This is a genomic window from Jujubicoccus corallicola (assembly GCF_047345645.1).
Taxonomy (GTDB): Bacteria; Pseudomonadota; Alphaproteobacteria; order Rhodobacterales; family Rhodobacteraceae; genus JBLEFH01.
This window is the reverse complement of the sequence record NZ_JBLEFH010000004.1, coordinates 254793-272375: the sequence shown is the minus strand read 5'-3', so window position 1 is coordinate 272375 and position 17583 is coordinate 254793. Positions and strand designations below refer to the sequence as shown.

At 60.5% G+C, this 17583-nt stretch carries 18 protein-coding genes; 15 read left to right on the top strand and 3 right to left on the bottom strand.

Translation table 11 applies throughout. The features are described from left to right. Positions 1-275 precede the first annotated feature (275 nt). From ACMA5I_RS09045 to ACMA5I_RS09025, 5 genes are all read left to right on the top strand, one after another. Complete coding sequence (locus ACMA5I_RS09045; RefSeq protein ID WP_525885935.1) at positions 276-1067, top strand: DeoR/GlpR family DNA-binding transcription regulator; 792 nt, start codon at positions 276-278, stop codon at positions 1065-1067. 102 nt (positions 1068-1169) lie between these two features. Further along, positions 1170-2159 carry a Bug family tripartite tricarboxylate transporter substrate binding protein gene (locus tag ACMA5I_RS09040; RefSeq protein WP_525885934.1) on the top strand — a complete coding sequence of 330 codons (990 nt, stop codon included), beginning with the start codon at positions 1170-1172 and terminating at the stop codon, positions 2157-2159. A 69-nt stretch (positions 2160-2228) separates the two neighbouring features. Then, entirely contained in the window at positions 2229-2660 is a 432-nt protein-coding gene (locus ACMA5I_RS09035) for a tripartite tricarboxylate transporter TctB family protein (RefSeq protein WP_525885933.1), read from the top strand. A 10-nt stretch (positions 2661-2670) separates the two neighbouring features. Further along, entirely contained in the window at positions 2671-4221 is a 1551-nt protein-coding gene (locus tag ACMA5I_RS09030) for a tripartite tricarboxylate transporter permease (RefSeq protein WP_525885932.1), read from the top strand. Next, entirely contained in the window at positions 4222-5247 is a 1026-nt protein-coding gene (locus ACMA5I_RS09025) for an AbrB family protein (protein WP_525885931.1), read from the top strand. Here ACMA5I_RS09025 and ACMA5I_RS09020 read toward each other — a convergent pair. Further along, on the bottom strand, positions 5137-6156 hold the full coding sequence (locus ACMA5I_RS09020) for a hypothetical protein (protein ID WP_525885930.1): 1020 nt from the start codon (positions 6154-6156) through the stop codon (positions 5137-5139). The two genes, ACMA5I_RS09025 and ACMA5I_RS09020, sit on opposite strands and share 111 nt — an antisense overlap. A 151-nt stretch (positions 6157-6307) precedes the next feature. Here ACMA5I_RS09020 and ACMA5I_RS09015 point away from each other — a divergent pair, with 151 nt between their 5' ends. The 3 genes from ACMA5I_RS09015 to ACMA5I_RS09005 are packed head-to-tail and all read left to right on the top strand — an operon-like array spanning position 6308 to position 7737. Continuing rightward, complete coding sequence (locus ACMA5I_RS09015; protein WP_525885929.1) at positions 6308-6895, top strand: O-methyltransferase; 588 nt, start codon at positions 6308-6310, stop codon at positions 6893-6895. A gap of 45 nt (positions 6896-6940) precedes the next feature. Then, entirely contained in the window at positions 6941-7561 is a 621-nt protein-coding gene (locus ACMA5I_RS09010) for an alpha-ketoglutarate-dependent dioxygenase AlkB family protein (protein ID WP_525885928.1), read from the top strand. Next, positions 7558-7737 (top strand): argininosuccinate lyase, encoded by a 180-nt coding sequence (locus ACMA5I_RS09005; RefSeq protein WP_525885927.1) that lies wholly within the window; start codon positions 7558-7560, stop codon positions 7735-7737. The genes ACMA5I_RS09010 and ACMA5I_RS09005 overlap by 4 nt, the downstream gene beginning before the upstream one ends. Positions 7738-7740: 3 nt before the next feature. On the opposite strand, the gene ACMA5I_RS09000 is transcribed toward ACMA5I_RS09005, so the two are convergent. Together ACMA5I_RS09000 and ACMA5I_RS08995 are read right to left on the bottom strand one after the other, a co-directional pair. Then, on the bottom strand, positions 7741-8445 hold the full coding sequence (locus ACMA5I_RS09000; protein ID WP_525885926.1) for a type 1 glutamine amidotransferase: 705 nt from the start codon (positions 8443-8445) through the stop codon (positions 7741-7743). 12 nt (positions 8446-8457) lie between these two features. Beyond that, on the bottom strand, positions 8458-9279 hold the full coding sequence (locus ACMA5I_RS08995; RefSeq protein ID WP_525885925.1) for an ABC transporter permease: 822 nt from the start codon (positions 9277-9279) through the stop codon (positions 8458-8460). 88 nt (positions 9280-9367) lie between these two features. Between ACMA5I_RS08995 and cysQ the strand changes: the two genes are divergently transcribed. From cysQ to ACMA5I_RS08960, 7 genes are all read left to right on the top strand, one after another. Beyond that, entirely contained in the window at positions 9368-10165 is a 798-nt protein-coding gene (cysQ, locus tag ACMA5I_RS08990; protein WP_525885924.1) for a 3'(2'),5'-bisphosphate nucleotidase CysQ, read from the top strand. A gap of 3 nt (positions 10166-10168) precedes the next feature. Beyond that, positions 10169-11380 (top strand): glycosyltransferase family 2 protein, encoded by a 1212-nt coding sequence (locus ACMA5I_RS08985; protein WP_525885923.1) that lies wholly within the window; start codon positions 10169-10171, stop codon positions 11378-11380. Between the two features lie 80 nt (positions 11381-11460). Further along, positions 11461-12348 carry a UTP--glucose-1-phosphate uridylyltransferase gene (locus tag ACMA5I_RS08980; RefSeq protein WP_525885922.1) on the top strand — a complete coding sequence of 296 codons (888 nt, stop codon included), beginning with the start codon at positions 11461-11463 and terminating at the stop codon, positions 12346-12348. Between the two features lie 67 nt (positions 12349-12415). Next, a complete protein-coding gene (locus ACMA5I_RS08975) occupies positions 12416-13519 on the top strand; it encodes a glycosyltransferase (RefSeq protein ID WP_525885921.1) in 1104 nt (367 codons plus the stop codon). A 35-nt stretch (positions 13520-13554) separates the two neighbouring features. Continuing rightward, positions 13555-14565: a glycosyltransferase family protein gene (locus ACMA5I_RS08970; RefSeq protein WP_525885920.1), complete on the top strand. Its 1011-nt coding sequence runs from the start codon at positions 13555-13557 to the stop codon at positions 14563-14565. After that, the gene (locus tag ACMA5I_RS08965) at positions 14562-16166 is read left to right on the top strand and encodes a DUF5927 domain-containing protein (RefSeq protein ID WP_525885919.1); all 1605 of its coding nucleotides are present in this window, start codon (positions 14562-14564) and stop codon (positions 16164-16166) included. The genes ACMA5I_RS08970 and ACMA5I_RS08965 overlap by 4 nt, the downstream gene beginning before the upstream one ends. After that, positions 16163-17530, top strand: coding sequence for a hypothetical protein (locus tag ACMA5I_RS08960; RefSeq protein ID WP_525885918.1), 1368 nt, complete (start codon positions 16163-16165; stop codon positions 17528-17530). The genes ACMA5I_RS08965 and ACMA5I_RS08960 overlap by 4 nt, the downstream gene beginning before the upstream one ends. Positions 17531-17583: the final 53 nt, after the last annotated feature.

Below are 17583 nucleotides of genomic sequence, written 5' to 3'. Positions count from 1 at the left end.
CTCCCAAATCCGTTATTGAGGCGACGCTATCGGAAGCCTTTCCAAAAGAAAAGGGAAATGTTCGATTTTTTTCGCTTTGAGAAAAAGATCCTTACGACAGTTATGGTTTCGCAGGTGTTTTATGTCGCACTGCCATATAATGTAGTTATTTCAGGCTTTTCGTAAGGTAAAGAAACGGACCCTTTTCCATGAAAATACCCTAAACCGCGTAAAAACGCGCATTTTCCGTTGATTTCCTGTTCGGTTTTTTCATACTGCGGTGAAAAGGAAACGCCATGTCATCGACTTTTCGACATTCCGAGATCCTGGACATCGCCCGCCGTGACGGGCGTGTTTCGGTGGAAGGCTTGGCCGATCATTTCGGCGTCACACTCCAAACGATCCGTCGCGATTTGACGGAATTGGCCGATGCGGGGCGACTGGAGCGGGTGCATGGCGGCGCGGTCCTGCCGTCAGGCACGGCGAATATCGGCTACGAGGAACGGCGCACGCTCAACGCCGCCGCGAAAACCGATATAGCCCGCGCCTGTGCCCGCCACATCCCTGATAACGCGTCGATTTTCCTCAATATCGGCACCAGCACAGAAGCGGTTGCGGCGGAGCTTCTGGGTCATAAAAATCTGCTCGTCGTCACCAATAATATGAATGTTGCGACCATCCTTGCGGCCAATGAAACCTGCGAAGTGATCGTGACGGGCGGCAAGCTGCGGCGGTCCGATGGGGGGCTGACCGGCTCGCTCGCCACAGCGACGCTCAAGCAGTTCAAGTTCGACTATGCGGTGATCGGTTGCTCGGCCCTTGATGAGGAGGGCGATCTAATGGACTTTGACATCTCCGAGGTCGAAGTTAGCCGCGCCATTATCGATCAGGCGCGCAAGACCTTCCTTGTCGCCGATCACTCGAAATTCCAGCGCAGCGCGCCCGCGCGCATTGTCGGACTGGCGGCACTGGATATGTTCTTTACAGACAGGCCACTCTCGCCCACGCTCACCCGCGCCTGCGTGGAGTGGGAGACCGAGGTGATCGTTGCGCCATCCGGGGCAATGCGCGAAAGATTCGTGTCCTGACAGCGCCATAAATTTCACAAATATGTCAAAATGAACTTGATGGCTAATATCGTGGAGGCGTAGAGTCCGCCAAGTCCGAAAGGGCAAATTTGGGAGGACAAAATGACGATTTTCACGACTTTGCGTGGCGGCTTGGCGCTCAGTATGACGCTGGCGGCATTTGCTGCGCCGTCAATGGCTTATGAGCCTGAGCAAACAGAATGTATCGCCCCGGCAAACCCCGGTGGGGGTTGGGACTTTACCTGCCGTCAGGTGGGCAAAACCATGCAGGATCTCGACATGATCCCCGGCACGATGCAGGTGACGAACCTCGCCGGTGGCGGCGGTGGCGTGGCCTATGCCGAAGTGGTTAACAAGCGCAATGACGACAATGACCTGATCGTCGCGGCCTCGACCTCGACGGCGACCCGTCTGGCGCAGGGTGCGTTTCCGGGCAACACGATGGATCAGGTGCGTTGGCTCGGCTCCATCGGTGCGGATTACGGCATCATCGCTGTGGCGAAAGACAGCGAGATTGAGACCCTGCCCGAGCTGATGGATTCCATTAAGGAAAATCCGGGCGGCACGGCGATTGCGGGCGGTTCGGCTGTGGGTGGTTGGGATCACCTCAAGGTGCTCATCACGGCCAATGCGTCGGGTATCGAAGATGTGCGCACCATCAAATATGTGGCCTTCGATGGCGGCGGTGAGGCGGTGACTCAGCTTCTCGCAGGCTCCGTGCAAGCCTTCACTGGCGATGCGTCGGAAGCGAAAGGTTTCGTCGACTCGGGCGATATCAAGGTGATCGCGGTTCTCGCGCCGGAGCGTCTGGAAGGCGATTTCGCTGAGTTTCCGACCGCTGTCGAGCAGGGCATCGACGCTGTGGGTGCCAACTGGCGCGGCTTCTACGCACCGGGCGGCATGAGCGATGACGCTTATGAGTTCTGGGTGCAGCAGGTCGCGGATGTCTATGCGTCCGACGAGTGGAAAGCCATCATGGATCAGAACGGCCTCGCGCCGCTCGATCTTTCCGGCGACGCGTTCCAAGAATATGTCGCGGAGTCGATTGAAGAAATTGAAAACATCTCCCGCGACATCGGGTTGATTCAATAAGAAGACCGGGCCGCGAAACATCGCGGCCCTTTTACTGCGGGGCCACAGCCGCGCCTCGGGAGGGATATTATGGGAGACAGAGCCCTTGGTGTTGTGGGCATTTTGCTCGCCGCCTTTTACATCTGGCAAGCGACACTCATTCAGGAGAGCTTCATTCAGGACCCCGTGGGGCCGAAAACCTTCCCGATCATCATCGGGGCGATCCTGGGGATTTCCAGCCTCGTGATCTTGCTCAAGCCGGACCCGCTGCCCGAGTGGCCCGCTGTTGGCCGCCTGATCGAGATCGCCATCGCGGCGGCAGTGATGTTCGCCTATTCGATGCTGCTTCCGGAGATCGGCTTTGTCTTCGCGACGGCTATCGCGTCGGCCTTCCTGTCCTGGCGTCTCGGCGCGCCGCCCCTCAATTCCGTCATCGCCGGTGTCTCCATTGCGGTCGGCATCTATGTCATTTTCCACCTGATCCTCGGCCTGTCGCTGGCTGAGGGTCCGCTCGGCTTCTGAGGAGGGACCGATGGACGCATTATCTGCTCTTGGCCAAGGTTTCGCCGTCGCGCTGACCTTCCAGAACATCGCGCTGGCCTTTATGGGCTGTTTCCTCGGGACCGTGATGGGCGCGCTGCCCGGCCTCGGCCCGTCAAACGGCGTCGCGATCCTCATTCCGCTGGCGTTCTCGCTCGGGCTCGACCCGACGGCGGCGCTGATCCTGCTCACTTCGGTCTATTACGGGGCCATGTATGGCGGGCGGATCAGCTCGATCCTCTTGAACATCCCCGGCGATGAACCGGCGCTGATGACCACGCTCGACGGCTATCCGATGGCGATGCAGGGACGCGGCGGCGAAGCGCTCGCGCTGTCCGGTATCGCGTCTTTCGTCGGCGCGTTCTTTGCCACTTGGGGCCTTGTGTTCCTCGCGCCGCAGCTTGTGAAGGTCGCACTTCTCTTCGGCCCGGCGGAATATTTCGCCCTGTTCGTGCTGGCCTTCGCGACCCTTGGCGGCATTGCCTCGACCAATCAGGCGAAAGCGGCCTTCGCGGCCATGCTTGGCCTCGGCATCGCCATGGTTGGCGTCGACGGGCAAACCGGCGTGCCGCGTTTCTCCTTCGGCAATGTTCACCTTTACGATGGCATCGACTTCCTCGTCGCCATTGTGGGCCTCTTCGCGGTCTCCGAAGTCTTTATCTTCCTTGAGCATCGGGGCGATGGCTCCGGAGAGGGCAAGGACAGCAAGATGGAGATCGGCCGGATCGTTCCCACCAGCAAGACGCTGAAGGAATGCACCCCTGCCATGACCCGCTCGACCATTCTCGGCTTCATCGCCGGGGTGTTGCCGGGTGCGGGCGCGTCGCTTGGCTCCTTCCTCGCCTATTCGATGGAAAAGCGGGTGAGCGACAAGAACGGCACCTTCGGCACGGGCGATCCGCGCGGCGTTGCGGCGCCCGAAGCTGGCAACAACGCGGCCGCAGGCGGCGCGCTGGTGCCGATGCTGGCGCTTGGCGTTCCGGGCTCGGGCACCACGGCGGTTCTGCTCGCCATGCTGCTCGCGCTCAACATCACGCCCGGGCCGCTCCTCTTCCAGGAAAACCCGGATGTGGTCTGGGGCCTGATCGCGGCGCTTTTCATCGGGAACATCATGCTTCTGGCGATGAACATCCCGATGGTGGGCCTCTTCGTCCGCGTCCTGATGGTGCCGCCGAAATATCTCATGCCGATTGTGGCGATGGTCAGCTTTGTCGGGATCTACGGCATCTCCGGCTCCAGCTTCGATCTCAACATGATGATTATTTTCGGGATCCTCGGCTGGGTGCTGCGTAAACTCGATGTGCCGCTGGTGCCGGTGATCCTAGGAACACTGCTCGGCAATCTCATGGAAGCGAACCTGCGCCGTGCCATGACCATTTCGGATGGCGACTGGACGGTCCTCTTCGGCTCGCCGCTGGCGATTGGCCTCTGGCTGATCTCGATTGTCGGTTTCGTGCTGCCGATCATCTTTGGCAAGGCGCTCAAGGCCCGGATGCGTGCCCGCGCCCACAATGACGATGTGACCGACGATCTGGTCGACTAAATGAAAGCCACCCCCGCTGTTTTGCTGACCGTGGGTCTCGCATTGGCGGGGGTGGTGCTTTTCCGGCTGGCGAATTTGCCGCTGCCGTGGCTCTTGGGGCCGATTTTTGCGGGGCTTGCGGGCTCTCTGCTCCGTCTCCCGCTCAAAGCGCCCCCTCATGCCCCGGTTGCCATGCGCGCGATCCTCGGTGTCGCCATCGGCGCCTCCATCACCCCGGATGTGATTGGCCGCTTGCCGAGCATGGCCGCGTCGGTCGCCATGATCCCCGCGATGCTCTTCGTGATCGGCCTGATCGGCGTGCCCTATTTCACCAAACTCTGCGGCTTTGACCGCCCGACCGCGTTCTATTCGTCGATGCCCGGCGGTTTTCAGGACATGGTGCTGTTTGGCGAGGAAGCGGGTGGCAATATCCGCGCGCTGTCCCTCGTCCACGCCACGCGCCTGCTCGCCATCGTGTCCGTCATGCCCTTCCTTCTCACCCATATCTGGGGCCAGTCGCTGACCGGCGCACCGGGGGAAGCGCTCACAGCCGTTGGTGTGGATCAAATCCTGATCATGCTGATCTGCGCAGCGCTAGGCTGGTGGGCGGCGGCCAAGGTCAATCTCTTCGGTGCGCCGATCCTCGGCCCGATGATCTTTGCCATGGTCGCAAGCCTGACAGGTGTGCTCCACGCCCGCCCGCCCGCCGAAGCGATCCTCATGGCGCAGTTTTTCATCGGCATCGGCATCGGCGTGAAATATCTCGGTGTGACGCTTCAGGAAATCCGCACAGTTGTCCTCGCCGCTCTCGGGTTCTGCCTCATCCTGACGGTCATCTCCGCAGGATTCGCCGAAATCGTCGTGATGGCCGGTCTCGCCGCACCGGTCGAAGCCTTTCTCGCCTTCGCCCCCGGCGGACAAGGCGAGATGGTTGTCCTAGCGATTATTGCCGGCGCAGACATGGCCTACGTTGTCACGCACCACCTCGTGCGGGTGGTTCTCGTTCTGACGGTGGCGCCGCTCATCGCGGGCCGTCGCCGCCGATAGACCGCGCGGATAGTCGGTTAGATCCAGCTCCGGCCGCCGCGCCATAAGCCGGAAATTGCTCTCATTGTAAAAATCGCCAAAGGTCTCCGCCACATAGTGAGTCACTGGCTTTTCATTGGAGACAAGCCCTCGCATCCACGTGCGGCGCATGAGCCAACCCGCCGCGCGATAAAGATCAGGTCGCCGCCCGGTCGGCTCAAACACCGGCGCAGGATTGAGCGGCCCATGCTGAAAATGATTGATCCGCCGCAGAAGCGGCGCGGCATATTCGGGCAGAACCGAGGGATGCGGCTCGCGATCCTCGTCCGAAAGTATCCCAAATTTTTGCGAGCCAAGCTGCACCGCCATCCGGCGCACCGTCCCATTCAGATCCTCGCGGAGGCTTTCCTGCGTGACGACAATCACATTTTTTGCGCCAAACAGGGCCTCATAATGGGCGATCAGCCGGTCATATTGAAAGGCGCGCGGATCGAAGCCGAGATACCCCACGATCTTCTCGCCAGCAAAATAGTCGCGCCAAGTCAGCCGCCCGCCTCGCGCCACATATTGCATATAGAGCGACGGAAGCAGCCGCAGTTGCGAGCGGATCGAAATCAGGATCTTCGCATCCGGCGCTATCTCCTTGATACGCTTGGCATAAATATCACTCTGATGACTGCCGTAGTGCGGATTGCCCGTCAAAAGCTCCGAAGAGATGACCGGCACCAGACCGGGCGTTACCTCCGCCTTTGCGACTCGGCGTCGCATCTTGTCTGCGTTGAAATCCAGCCCATGCGGCGCGATGATGTGGTCATGCACCTCTTGATGGCCCGCGATCTGCGCAAACCCATTGCGCGGCCAGAACAGCCGGTTTTGCATCCACGTAGTGGCCGTCTTGTGATAGCCGATATGAAAGACGATCTGCGTCATCCGCTCGAAATTTGCTCCTTCACCGAACAGAGGTAATAACGACGCTTATGGTTGCTCAATGGTTAACCAACGCGAGGGAACGAGCGAAATGTCACATGAACCCGAAAATGTAGACCGCTATTTTGAAAATATGCTCCTGCCAGCGGACCCATTGGGTGACGCGATTCTGACGGCGAGCCGGGATCCAGCGCTGGACCCGTTTGAGGTGTCGCCGCTTCAGGCGCGGTTTCTGGCGCTGCTGGCGGCGGGTGCTGAGCGGGTCCTCGAAATCGGCACACTGGGCGGCTATTCAGCGGTCCAGATGGCGCGGGCGGACGCGCATGTCACGACGCTGGAAATCGATGCGCGCGCCATTGGGGTCGCCAAGACCAATTTCGCGCGGGCTGGTCTGGAAGATCGGATCACGCTGCTCGAAGGGCCAGCCCAAGACAGCCTTGATGCGATGATCGCGGATGAGGTTGCGCCTTTTGATCTGATCTTTGTCGATGCGGATAAGGCGGCGACGCCGGTTTATTATGAGCGAGTCATGAAACTGGCCCGTCGCGGAACGCTGATCGTGTTCGACAATGTGGTGCGCGAAGGCGGCATCGCGGACGCGAGCAGTACATGCGAGAAGGTCCGCGGGCTGCGCACGGCGATGGAGATGATCAAGGCGGATGATCGCGTCATGGCCACCGCGCTGCAAACTGTGGGCGTGAAGGGGTGGGACGGCATGGTGCTGCTCCGGGTTCTTCGCTAAGGGGCCGGCCTTTCGCCCGGTCTCGGGCGGCGCTAGGCTAGCCCAATGCAACCGCTCCGCGTTCAAGGTTTCGATATCTACAAGGGTTGGCTGGATCTGGCGGCGCAACAGGCGCTGGCGGCGAGCCTGCGCGATGTGGTGCGCGCCGCGCCGATGGTGCATCAGGAGACACCGGGCGGACGCAAAATGTCAGTCAAGATGACATCCGCAGGGGCGCTTGGCTGGACATCGGACCGCAAGGGCTATCGCTACGCGCCGCAGCATCCTGCCGGGACCGACCGGCCGGAGATCCCGGAGCCGATCCTTGCCGTCTGGCGCGACCTTGTGAGCGCGGACCGTCTGCCGGAATCCTGTCTAGTCAACTTCTACGGCGAGGGTGCGAAAATGGGGCTGCATGTCGATGATACCGAAGGCGACGTGGACTGGCCGGTCCTCTCGATCTCGCTCGGGGATGAGGCGATGTTTCGGATGGGCGGGCTGGAGCGCAGCGATCCGACGCGCTCTATCTGGTTGCAATCCGGCGATATTGTGATCATGGGCGGCGCCGCGCGCCTTGCCTATCACGGGATCGACCGCATAAAATTCCGCTCATCCACGCTGCTGCCCAAGGGCGGGCGTCTCAATATCACGCTGCGGGCCGTCGCCCGCGACCGGAGGCCGACATGATCCGCAGTCTCATCCTTCTCGGGGCTTTTGCCCTCTCCGCCTGTGTGGGCGAGCCGCGCCCGCCGGAACCTGCCCCTGAGCCGGGGATTTCACTGCGCGCCTCTGCGGCGATTGGGGTGAGCCGGACGAGCTGTGATCCGTCTTGCCCGGAATTTCTGAAGCTGGACGACGATTAACCCCTAACTGGCCTTAGCCTGTGCGGCGAGCCGGGCGTCATGTCCGCTGCGAAAGAAACTCGCGAATTGATCGGCGAGGACGCCGCTTTCCACTGGCCCTGCCGCCGCTTTCGCCTTCTCCATCACATCGCCGGGCAAAATCGCCGACCGCGCGTCGATCAGGTCGCTAACCATGGATGGGGTGAATTCCGGATGCGGCTGGATGGTCAGCGCCTTTTGCCCATAGCGGAGCATGGCGAACTGGCAGAAATCGCTGCCCCCCATCGGCTCGGCATCCTCGGGCAGAGCCGTCACCTGATCCTGATGGAAGGCATTGAGCGCGACCGTATGATCGCCGATCTCGTAATCGACGCGGCCCACGGACCAGCCGCCTTTGAACTTCTCCACCTTGCCGCCAAGCGCCTGCGCGATGATCTGGTGGCCGAAACACACCCCCACCATCGGGCGGCCAGAGGCGTAAATCTCGCGGATCAGATCCTCGAGAGGCGGTATCCAGTCATGATCCTCGTAAGCGCCATGGCGCGAGCCGGTGATGAGCCAGCCATCTGCCTCGTTGGCGCTTTGCGGGAAAATGCCATCGACAACCGCGTAGGTCTCGAAGGTGAAACCGTGGCCGTCGAGAAGCCGCATGAACATATCGTTGTAATCGCCATGGGTGGCGATCAGCTCGTCGGCGTTATGCCCCGGTTGCAGGATTCCAATTTTCATTCGCCTATCCCCTTAACTCGCCTGGCTCGCGGACATGTTCCGGTCCGCCCATCTCACAGCGATGATGCCGAAGCCGATCCCGAACAGCGTAAAATAGAACGGATATTCGAGATTTGTATAGCGGGGAAAATAATTCTCGAAGGCCGCTCCGCGCGCCTGGTCGATGACGTGGAAGAGCGGGTTCCAGAGGAAATAGCTCAGGCTGAATTTCGGGATCATCGCAATCATGTTCGCGGGAATCATTTTGCCGCTTGTGAACATATTGGCGCGCATATGGACCTGCGCGATAATGTCGAAAAGACGCGGTGCGAGCGGTTTGAACGCGAGGATGATGAAGCCAAAGGCAAGGCCCGTGCCCCAAGCCAGCAGAAACGGCACGATCAACCGGCTGGGATGGGCAAGCGGAAAGCCCCCGAAAATCACGTTGCAGGCGAAGGCGATGATCGCGAAGGCGAGGATTTGCAGATATATGATAGAGAGCGACGCGGCGGCGATCTCCACAAGGAAATTCATAGGCGCGTGGAGGTTCATTTTCGACGTGGTCGAGCCGGATTTGATGACCGCTCGCATTGCCTTGTTATGCAGCATAAAGAGGAAGATGCCGGTTGTCAGGAAGACGGCCATATCGCCGCGCAGTGGCACGTCCCGCCCGATGAGCCAGTAAAAGACGAAAAACACCACCATCAGCATAATAGTCTGGCCCATTTGCGACAGAAGGCCGATCACCGGATGCCCGCCATCGCGGCGAATATGGCGAATGGCGGTGTGATACACCACCTCGCACATACTCATGAACGCGGATAGCAGCGTTTTCGGGCGCTCGGCATAGAACATAATTGATCTCCTGCATTCGAGCTTTACCTTGCTCTTCCCCAAAATTCACGGCAATTCTCGCGACGAAACCGATATAGGGAAAGCACATATGGATTACGAAAAGGTCACTGCCGTTCTGCGCGATCTGGCTCTGGAAGCGGGCGACGTCATCATGGAAATCTATGAGGCGGACGATTTCGATGTGCGTGCAAAATCCGATGACAGCCCGGTCACAGCGGCCGATGAAGCGGCGGATAAGGTAATTTCCGCAGGGCTTCGAGCGGCTTTCCCGGATGAGGCGATTGTGACCGAAGAGCAGGCATCGACTCATGACGTGTCGGCCAAGCGGTTCTTCATTGTCGATCCGCTGGATGGGACGAAGGAGTTCATCAAGCGCCGCGGCGATTTCACCGTGAATATCGCGCTGGTTGAGGATGGCGAGCCGCTCCGCGGTGTGGTTTACGCGCCCGCCAAGGGGCGGCTGTTTTACACGGATGCGTCGGGCAAGTCGGTGGAAGAGCAGGGCGATTTCAAAAAGGGCGCGCCGGGTGAGGTGGTGCCGATGAAGGTGGCCGCGCCGGACAATACCGCGCTCCGCGTTGTCGCCAGCAAATCGCACCGGGATCAGGCGACGGATGATTATATCGCGAAATATGAGGTGGAGGATCTCGTCTCCGCCGGCTCGTCGTTGAAGTTCTGCCTCGTGGCGACGGGGGAAGCCGATCTCTATCCCCGCCTTGGCCGCACGATGGAGTGGGATACGGCAGCAGGTCATGCGGTTCTCAAGGGCGCGGGCGGTGCGGTGATCCGGTTCGAGGATCACGCGCCCTTCACCTATGGCAAGGAAGGCTTTGCCAACGGCTTCTTTATCGCTCATGCTCCGGGGGTCGACCTCAAGCAAGGCTGAGCCATGCCGCTCCTTTTCAGCCTCATCCTTTGCGCAAGGCGGACCGATCAGTTGGGTCCGCTGATGGTGGCGCTTGGCCATCAAAGGCTGCGCAATTTCGAGATAATTCTGGTCTCGCCGAGCGGCGATCTTGTGCCGGAGGGGCCGGATGGAATCCCGCTCACCCATGTGCCGTTCGACGAGATGAACCTCTCCGCCGCCCGCAATGCCGGACTGGCGGCGGCGAAGGCACCGCTGGTCGCCTATATCGACGACGATGCGATCCCGGAATTTCCGTGGCTTATGTCGCTGGCCGAAGGATTTGCGGACCCGTCTGTCGCGAGCGCCACCGGCCCAGTGCGGTCCCGTAATGGCGTGTCGATCCAGTCCGGTGCCGTGATGGTAGACCGGATGGGACGGGAGACGAGCTTCATGCCCGATGATGTGTTGATCCGGCAGAAGGAAGGCAGCGCGCTCAAGACCGTCGGCACGAATATGGCCTTCCGTGCCGAGGCTCTCCGCGCGATCGGCGGCTTCGACCCGGCGTTTCACTATTATCTCGAAGAGGCGGACGTGAATCTGCGGCTCGCGGCTGCGGGGTGGTCGGCGGCGTGGTGCTTTCTCGCCGAAGTGCATCACTACCAAGGCGAAAGCCCCTATCGCGGCGTGAACCGGGTGCCGACGTCGCTCTATGAGATCGGCGCAAGCACAGCGGTTTTTGCGGCGAAACATGCGGGCGATAAGGCCGCGCAGCTCATTGATGACGCGCGGGCCGAGCAGCGCCGCCGTGTCTTTCGCTTTCTCGAAGAAGGGCCGCTGGAGCCGGGGGATGTGGATCCTTTGATCGCGAGTTTCGATGAAGGCGTTGAAGAGGGAGCCAATCGCGAACCTTTGGAGACCGTGTTGGCTCATCCCACGCCAGCCCTCCTGCCCGACGCCGAAACCCGCAACCCAAAGGGTCGCTTCCTGAAAGGGCGGCTCTACAACCGTAAATGGCGCATGGACGCGGCGCGCGAAGCCGCTGCGGAAGGCGAAGAGGTCACGCTCCTGATCATCGAGCCAACCGCGCGTCCGCTACGCGTCCGGTTCCATGAAGGCGGCTATTGGCTCCACCAGATCGGTCAGTTTGGACGCGCCAGCCGCAATGATCGCATCTTGCGGCTTCGTAGCACCGTGCGGATTGTCGAGGCAGAACGGCGGAGAATTGCCATGCTGCGGAACTTCCCGATGGTGTGAGGTGTTCGCTTATGTATTGGAATGACGGGTTCATGTCTTTATAGACCCGCAAAACGACCCAATGTGATCGGAGTAGAATTATGCCGCGCGCGGTGACGAAAGCTATCTTTCCCGTTGCGGGTTTGGGGACACGGTTCCTGCCTGCAACCAAATCGGTCCCCAAAGAGATCATGAACCTCGTGGACCGTCCTTTGGTCCAATATGCGATTGACGAAGCGCGTGCCGCCGGGATCGAGGACTTCTTTTTCGTCACCTCTCGCGGCAAAGGCGCGCTTGAAGATTATTTCGACTCCGCGCCGCAGCTTGAGAAAACGCTTGAGGAAAAGGGCAAGACAGACCTGCTCGAAACGCTCCGCAGCACCGATATGCGCTCGGGCCGCGTCGCCTATCTGCGCCAGCGCGAGCCGAAGGGTCTGGGCCATGCGGTTTGGTGCGCGCGTCACATGATCGATTCCGACGAGCCTTTCGCGGTGCTTCTGCCGGATGATGTGATTGCGGGCGAGCGTCACTGCCTTCAGCAGATGGTGGAGGCCTATGCGGAACTCGGCGGCAATATGGTTGCGACCATGGAAGTCAGCCCCGAAGAGACGAAAAACTACGGCGTTCTCGATATCGCCGAGGATCATGGCCGCACCGTGACCGCGAAAGGCATGGTCGAGAAGCCCGAGCCGGGCACCGCGCCGTCCAACCTCGCCGTGATTGGGCGCTACATCCTCACCCCCGCCGTGCTGCGCAATCTCGATGCGGGCAAGGTCGGTGCAGGTGGCGAGATCCAGCTCACCGATGCAATCGCGCAGGAAATCGGCAAAAGCGGCGTCCATGGGATGCGCTTCGATGGGAAACGTTACGATTGCGGCTCGAAAATGGGCTTCTTGCAGGCGACGATCTCCTTCGCGCTCGACCGCCCCGAATTCCGGGGCGACCTGCTCGCCTACATGAAAGCCGAACTCGACGCGCGTAACGCTTGAGATTCGAATGAGAGGAATTTGAGCGCCGTCCCTTGCAGGGGCGGCGTTTTCGTTGGATTTAAGGCTTATGGACTTGGCCTTCGACATTACGCGCATGATCTCGCGCCGCCATCTCGGCGGGACCAGCGGAATTGATCGCGTGGATCGGGCCTATTTCGCATTTGTCCGCGAGGAAGGTGGCATTTTTGTCGCCAAACTCGGCGGTCAGATGCGGGTGCTTTCGCGCGACGGAGCGGAGCATGCGCTCGCACTGCCGCCGCGCTCGAACAACGGGGTTTCAGCGCGGGTGGCAGAGGGTCGCGCATTGATGCGGTTAAGCCAGCGTTGGAAGGGCCAAGCGATCTATCTGAACACAAGCCACAGCAACCCCGGCCCGCGACACCTGCACGCGATGAAGAAGCGCGGTTGCCGGATCCTCTTTCTCATTCATGATCTGCTGCCGCTCAGCCATCCCGAGTATTTTCGAAGCGAGACACGCCGAAGCTTTGACAGTTTCGCCACACATGTCGCGGGATACGCAGATATTGTGCTGGCCAACAGTTCTGACACGGCGCAGCAGTGGAGCGGTTTTTTCCCGCAGGCACCCAAGGCGCATGTCGTGCCACTTGGTACAGAGCCGCTGCCGGAGGTGACGCCGGATCCGGAGGCCGAGCCTTATTTCCTGATGCTCGGCACGGTCGAGCCGCGAAAAAATCACGCCTTCGCGCTGGATGTTTGGGAGCGGCTCGGCGCGCAAGCCCCGAGGCTGCATGTCGTCGGGCGACCCGGTTGGGCCGCGCCTGACCTTTTCGCGCGTCTCGACGCCGCCGTGAATGTGACATGGCATCAAAAGATGGACGACGCGGCCCTCGCAAAGCTTCTCGGCGGTGCGCGGGCGCTTCTTTTCCCTTCCCATGCAGAGGGGTATGGCTATCCACCGGTCGAAGCCGCGATGCTCGGAACACCGACGGTGAGCGCGCCGCTGCCAACGGTGCGAGAGGCGCTTGGCGCTGCGGTGATGCAGCTTCCCTTGGACGAAAACCTCTGGGCCGCCGAAGCGTTAAGACGTTCGCAAGACACATTTCCAGAATTTCTTCGGCGCAGGCATGTCTTTCTTAATTATAATCCGCCATCATGGCGTGAGCATTTCAACCTACTTAATGAGTGTATCGTAAAAAATCACTGCGGATAGCGGATCGCCGCGGGGATGCGTAACTGGGAGGGCGAATGGGTGGGCTTCGCGATAAAATAAAGCTGAACTCACGTCGGGTTCGCTATCGCCTCCGCGCCTTTCGCAAGGCTGCGGAGCTCAGCCGTGTCCGGTTTCGCGCGGATGATCTCGGCCAAGAGGATATTCTGCTCTTCTGCACCCTGCGCAATGAACAGCCGCGTCTTGCGTTTTTTCTGGAGTATTATCGCAAGCTTGGGGTCAATCACTTCTTCTTCGTTGATAATTTTTCGACGGACGGGACCATCGAATATCTGGCGGAACAGCCGGACGTGTCGCTCTGGCGCGCCGAAGGCAGCTACAAACATGCACGTTTCGGAATGGATTGGCTGAATTTTCTGCTGCGCCGGTTCGGCTCCGGCCATTGGTGCCTGACGGTCGATCCTGACGAATTTCTGACCTTCCCGCATGACGACCACCGCTCGCTGCGCGATTTGACAAATTGGCTCGCCAGCCGCCGCCTTTGCGCCTTTCCCGCCATGCTGCTCGATATGTATGGCGACGGCCCGATTGAGGCGGCGTTTATCGAGGAGGGGCGCGACCCGTTCGACGTGCTGCAATGGTTCGATGCGGGCAGCTACAGCTACAAACCGAACAGCTATTTTGGGAATATCTGGATTCAGGGCGGCCCCCGCCAGCGGCTCTATTTCGCGGACAGCCCTCAAGATGCGCCATCGCTCAACAAGATCCCGCTGGTGTTCTGGAACTGGCGCTATGTCTATGCGTCCTCGACCCATATGCTGCTGCCGACCCGTGTGAACCGCTCCGTTTGGGCGCAGTCCGGGGCGGATCGGCCTTCGGGTGTGCTACGCCATGCCAAATTCGTTGCGGCGCTTACGCAAAAGGCTGCGGAGGAGATGGAACGCAAGCAGCATTTTGCGCGGAGCCGCGAATATGCCAGCTATCTTGAAGGCACGGCAGAGAGCCCCATGACGCCGCAAAGCAGTCAATATACGGGCTGGCGGCAGCTTGAGGCTCTGGGGCTGATTTCGCGGGGAGGCTGGCTTTGAGCCTTGGCGTCATCATTCTTGCCCATGAACGTCTTCGCCACGTCACGGCGCTGGCGCGATATCTGGCGGAAAAGGACGTGGAGGTTGTGGTCCATGTCGATACCTCCACCAACGATCCGGATATGGCGCTGCTCGAAGCGCTGGCCAGCGAGACGGGCAAATTGCGGTTCGCGCCGCGCCTGCGCACAAAATGGGGCAGTTTCAATCTGATCCGTGCGACGCAAACGGCGGCGGAGATGCTGCTCGACTTGCCAAATCCGCCGAACCACATCGCCTTGATCTCCGGCGCCTGTCTTCCAATCCGCCCGATTGAGGAGTTCATCGCCTATCTCGCGGCGCATCCGGAGCGGGATCTGATCCAGAGTTTTGAGGACGGCCCGCAGAGCTGGATCAAATCCGGCCTAACCGTCGAGCGGCTGACACTTTATTTCCCCGTAAACTATCAGCGCCACCCCAAAATTTTTGACGCGCTTGTGGGTCTCCAGCGCAAATTGGGGATCAAGCGGCGGCTTCCCCAAGGCCTTGAAATCAAGTTTGGCTCGCAATGGTGGTGCCTGACGGCGCAAACCCTGCGTGCGATCCTCAATGATCCACGCCGCGCTGAATATGACCGATTTTTCGAGCGCTGCTGGATCCCGGATGAGTGCTATTTCCAGATGCTCGCGCCGCTCCATAGCCGCGATCTCGATCGGCGCACACCGATGCTGACCGGTTTCGATCATTACGGCCAACCCTATATTCTTTATGACGACCACCGCAGTGCGCTTGAGAAGTCGGGGTATTTCTTCGCGCGCAAGGCGTCGAAGGACGCGGAGGGGCTTTATAAACATTTCCTCAACCCGGACCGCCCCGCCTCGGAAATCTCGGATTTCGTGCCGCTTTCGATTCAGAACATCATGGGAATGGTCGGCTGGCGGCGTCGGCGTCGGCGCGGGCTGATCTCGCAAGGGCGTTACCCCCACTGGCCGCGCGAAAGTGCGGTGCGCTGGCTGCTGATCGCGGGTGCGGATGGGTTGACCGAGGGCCTCCGTCTCGATCAAGGCGACTGGCAGGGCGCGCTTTACGATGATCCGATGGCGGATGGAGATCATTTCACGGGCGTGCTGCCGCGCTCGGTTGAGATGCGTGATTATATGGGGCCGGATTACCTCACAGCGCTGCTTTGGAATACGCGCCCGCGCCTTCAGGGGCTGCAATGCTGCCCGTCGGATCACTGGTATATCGCGGGGTATGGTGCGGATGATCCGCAATGCCGTCTGATCGCGCTGCGCGGCGGCTGGAAGCTGCGCGTGTTTTCGGAGGCGGCGCGGATTGAGGCCATGTCCCCTGCCAAACGCCGCGCGTGGCTCGTGCAGATTCAGAAAACGGAGGCCGCGTTTCTCGACCGGATTTCGTCGCCAGACCATCAAACGCGCTGCGTGATCCTCGATCTCGAAGACGTGCAGGCGCGCCCCGGATTGTTGTGCGAGACGATCAGCGCTATCACGGGGCATGAAGCGACACTGCCCGAGGAGAGCGCGATGCCGGACCTTTCCCCCATCACTCCGCTGCTGAATGAAGCGCGGGAGGCTGCACAGGCTGGCGTGAAAGCCCTCTCGTGAGCGTCGGCCATTTCGTGATTTTCGGCGCGATGCGCACGGGCTCGAACCTGCTCGAAAGCTATTTGGGCCAGTATGAGGGGCTGACCTGTCACGGGGAACTGTTCAACCCCGTCTTTTTCGCAAAGCATAATTTAACCGAATATATGGGCCTCACCATGGCGGATCGGGAGCGCGATCCGGCGGAGGTTTTGCGGCGGTTGGCGGCGTCGGACTCGGAGAGTCGTCATGGGTTTCGGCTCTTTTCGGATCATGACCCGCGGATGATTGAACGCGCCGCGACCGCGCCGGACATGCGCAAGGTGATCCTGACCCGCGCGCCGGAGGAGAGCTATGTTTCGCTGAAGATTGCGCGCAAAACCGGGCAGTGGAAGCTCGGTCACAACGCTGCGCGGAAAGTCGCTAAAGTGCGGTTCGATGCGGAAGAATACGCCGCGTTTTGCGCCGAGCGTGCGGCGTTCTATGCGCTGATTGATGCGATGATCCGGCAGGCTGGCCAAGCGGCATTTCGCTTGGATTACAGCGAGTTGAAGGATGCCGATCTGATGGCTGGGCTCGCCCGGTTTCTTGGCGCGCAGGATCCGGAGCGGAAGCTCAAGGAGAAACTTGCGCGGCAGAATCCTGAACCTTTGGCCGAGCGGGTTGAGAATTGGGCGGAGATGGAGGCCGCGATTGGAGCGCCGGCCACGATTTCGGCCGCGCCGGTTGAGGATAGCGCGGCGCGCCCGGCCCTCCCGAGTTGGCAATTCACCGACCGCCCTGCCCTGATTTGCCAGCCGCTCGCCGGAAGTGATCCGGCGCCGATTGCTGCCTGGCTCGCCGAAATCGCGGATGCGCCGCCGGAGAGTGGGCTCAATCGCAAGGCCCTCAATCAGTGGCTTGAAGCGCATCCGGCGCATCGCCGTTTTACCATTGTGCGCGATCCGCTGGCCCGTGCGCATGATCTGTTCGCTCGCCGGATCGCTCATGCGGGACCGGATCAATTCACCATGATCCGAAACTATCTGGAAACGCATCGCGGGCTCGTTTTGCCGGAGGACGGACTGCCTAAGGATCCGGGCGCGCATCGCGCGGCATTCGAGACCTTCCTCGATTTCCTCGCCGACAACCTCACTGGTAAAACCAGCCAGCGCACCGATCCGGGCTTTTTGTCGCAGGTGGCTGTGATCGAGGGGCTCAGCAAATTGCTTCCGCCGCATTTGATCCTGGGGGAAGAGCGTTTGGCGGCGGAGCTTGGCGCGCATCTCGGGCAACCCCTGCCCGAATTTGCCTTCCCTGAAACCGGGCTGGAAACCATCCGCGACGCGGCGCTTGAGCGCAAGGCGCGTGCCATATGGCGCATGGATTACCGGGCCTTCGGGTATTAATGCCACAGCGCCGCTCACTTTTGCGGCGGCCATCTTGCTCGCCCGTAACGCTT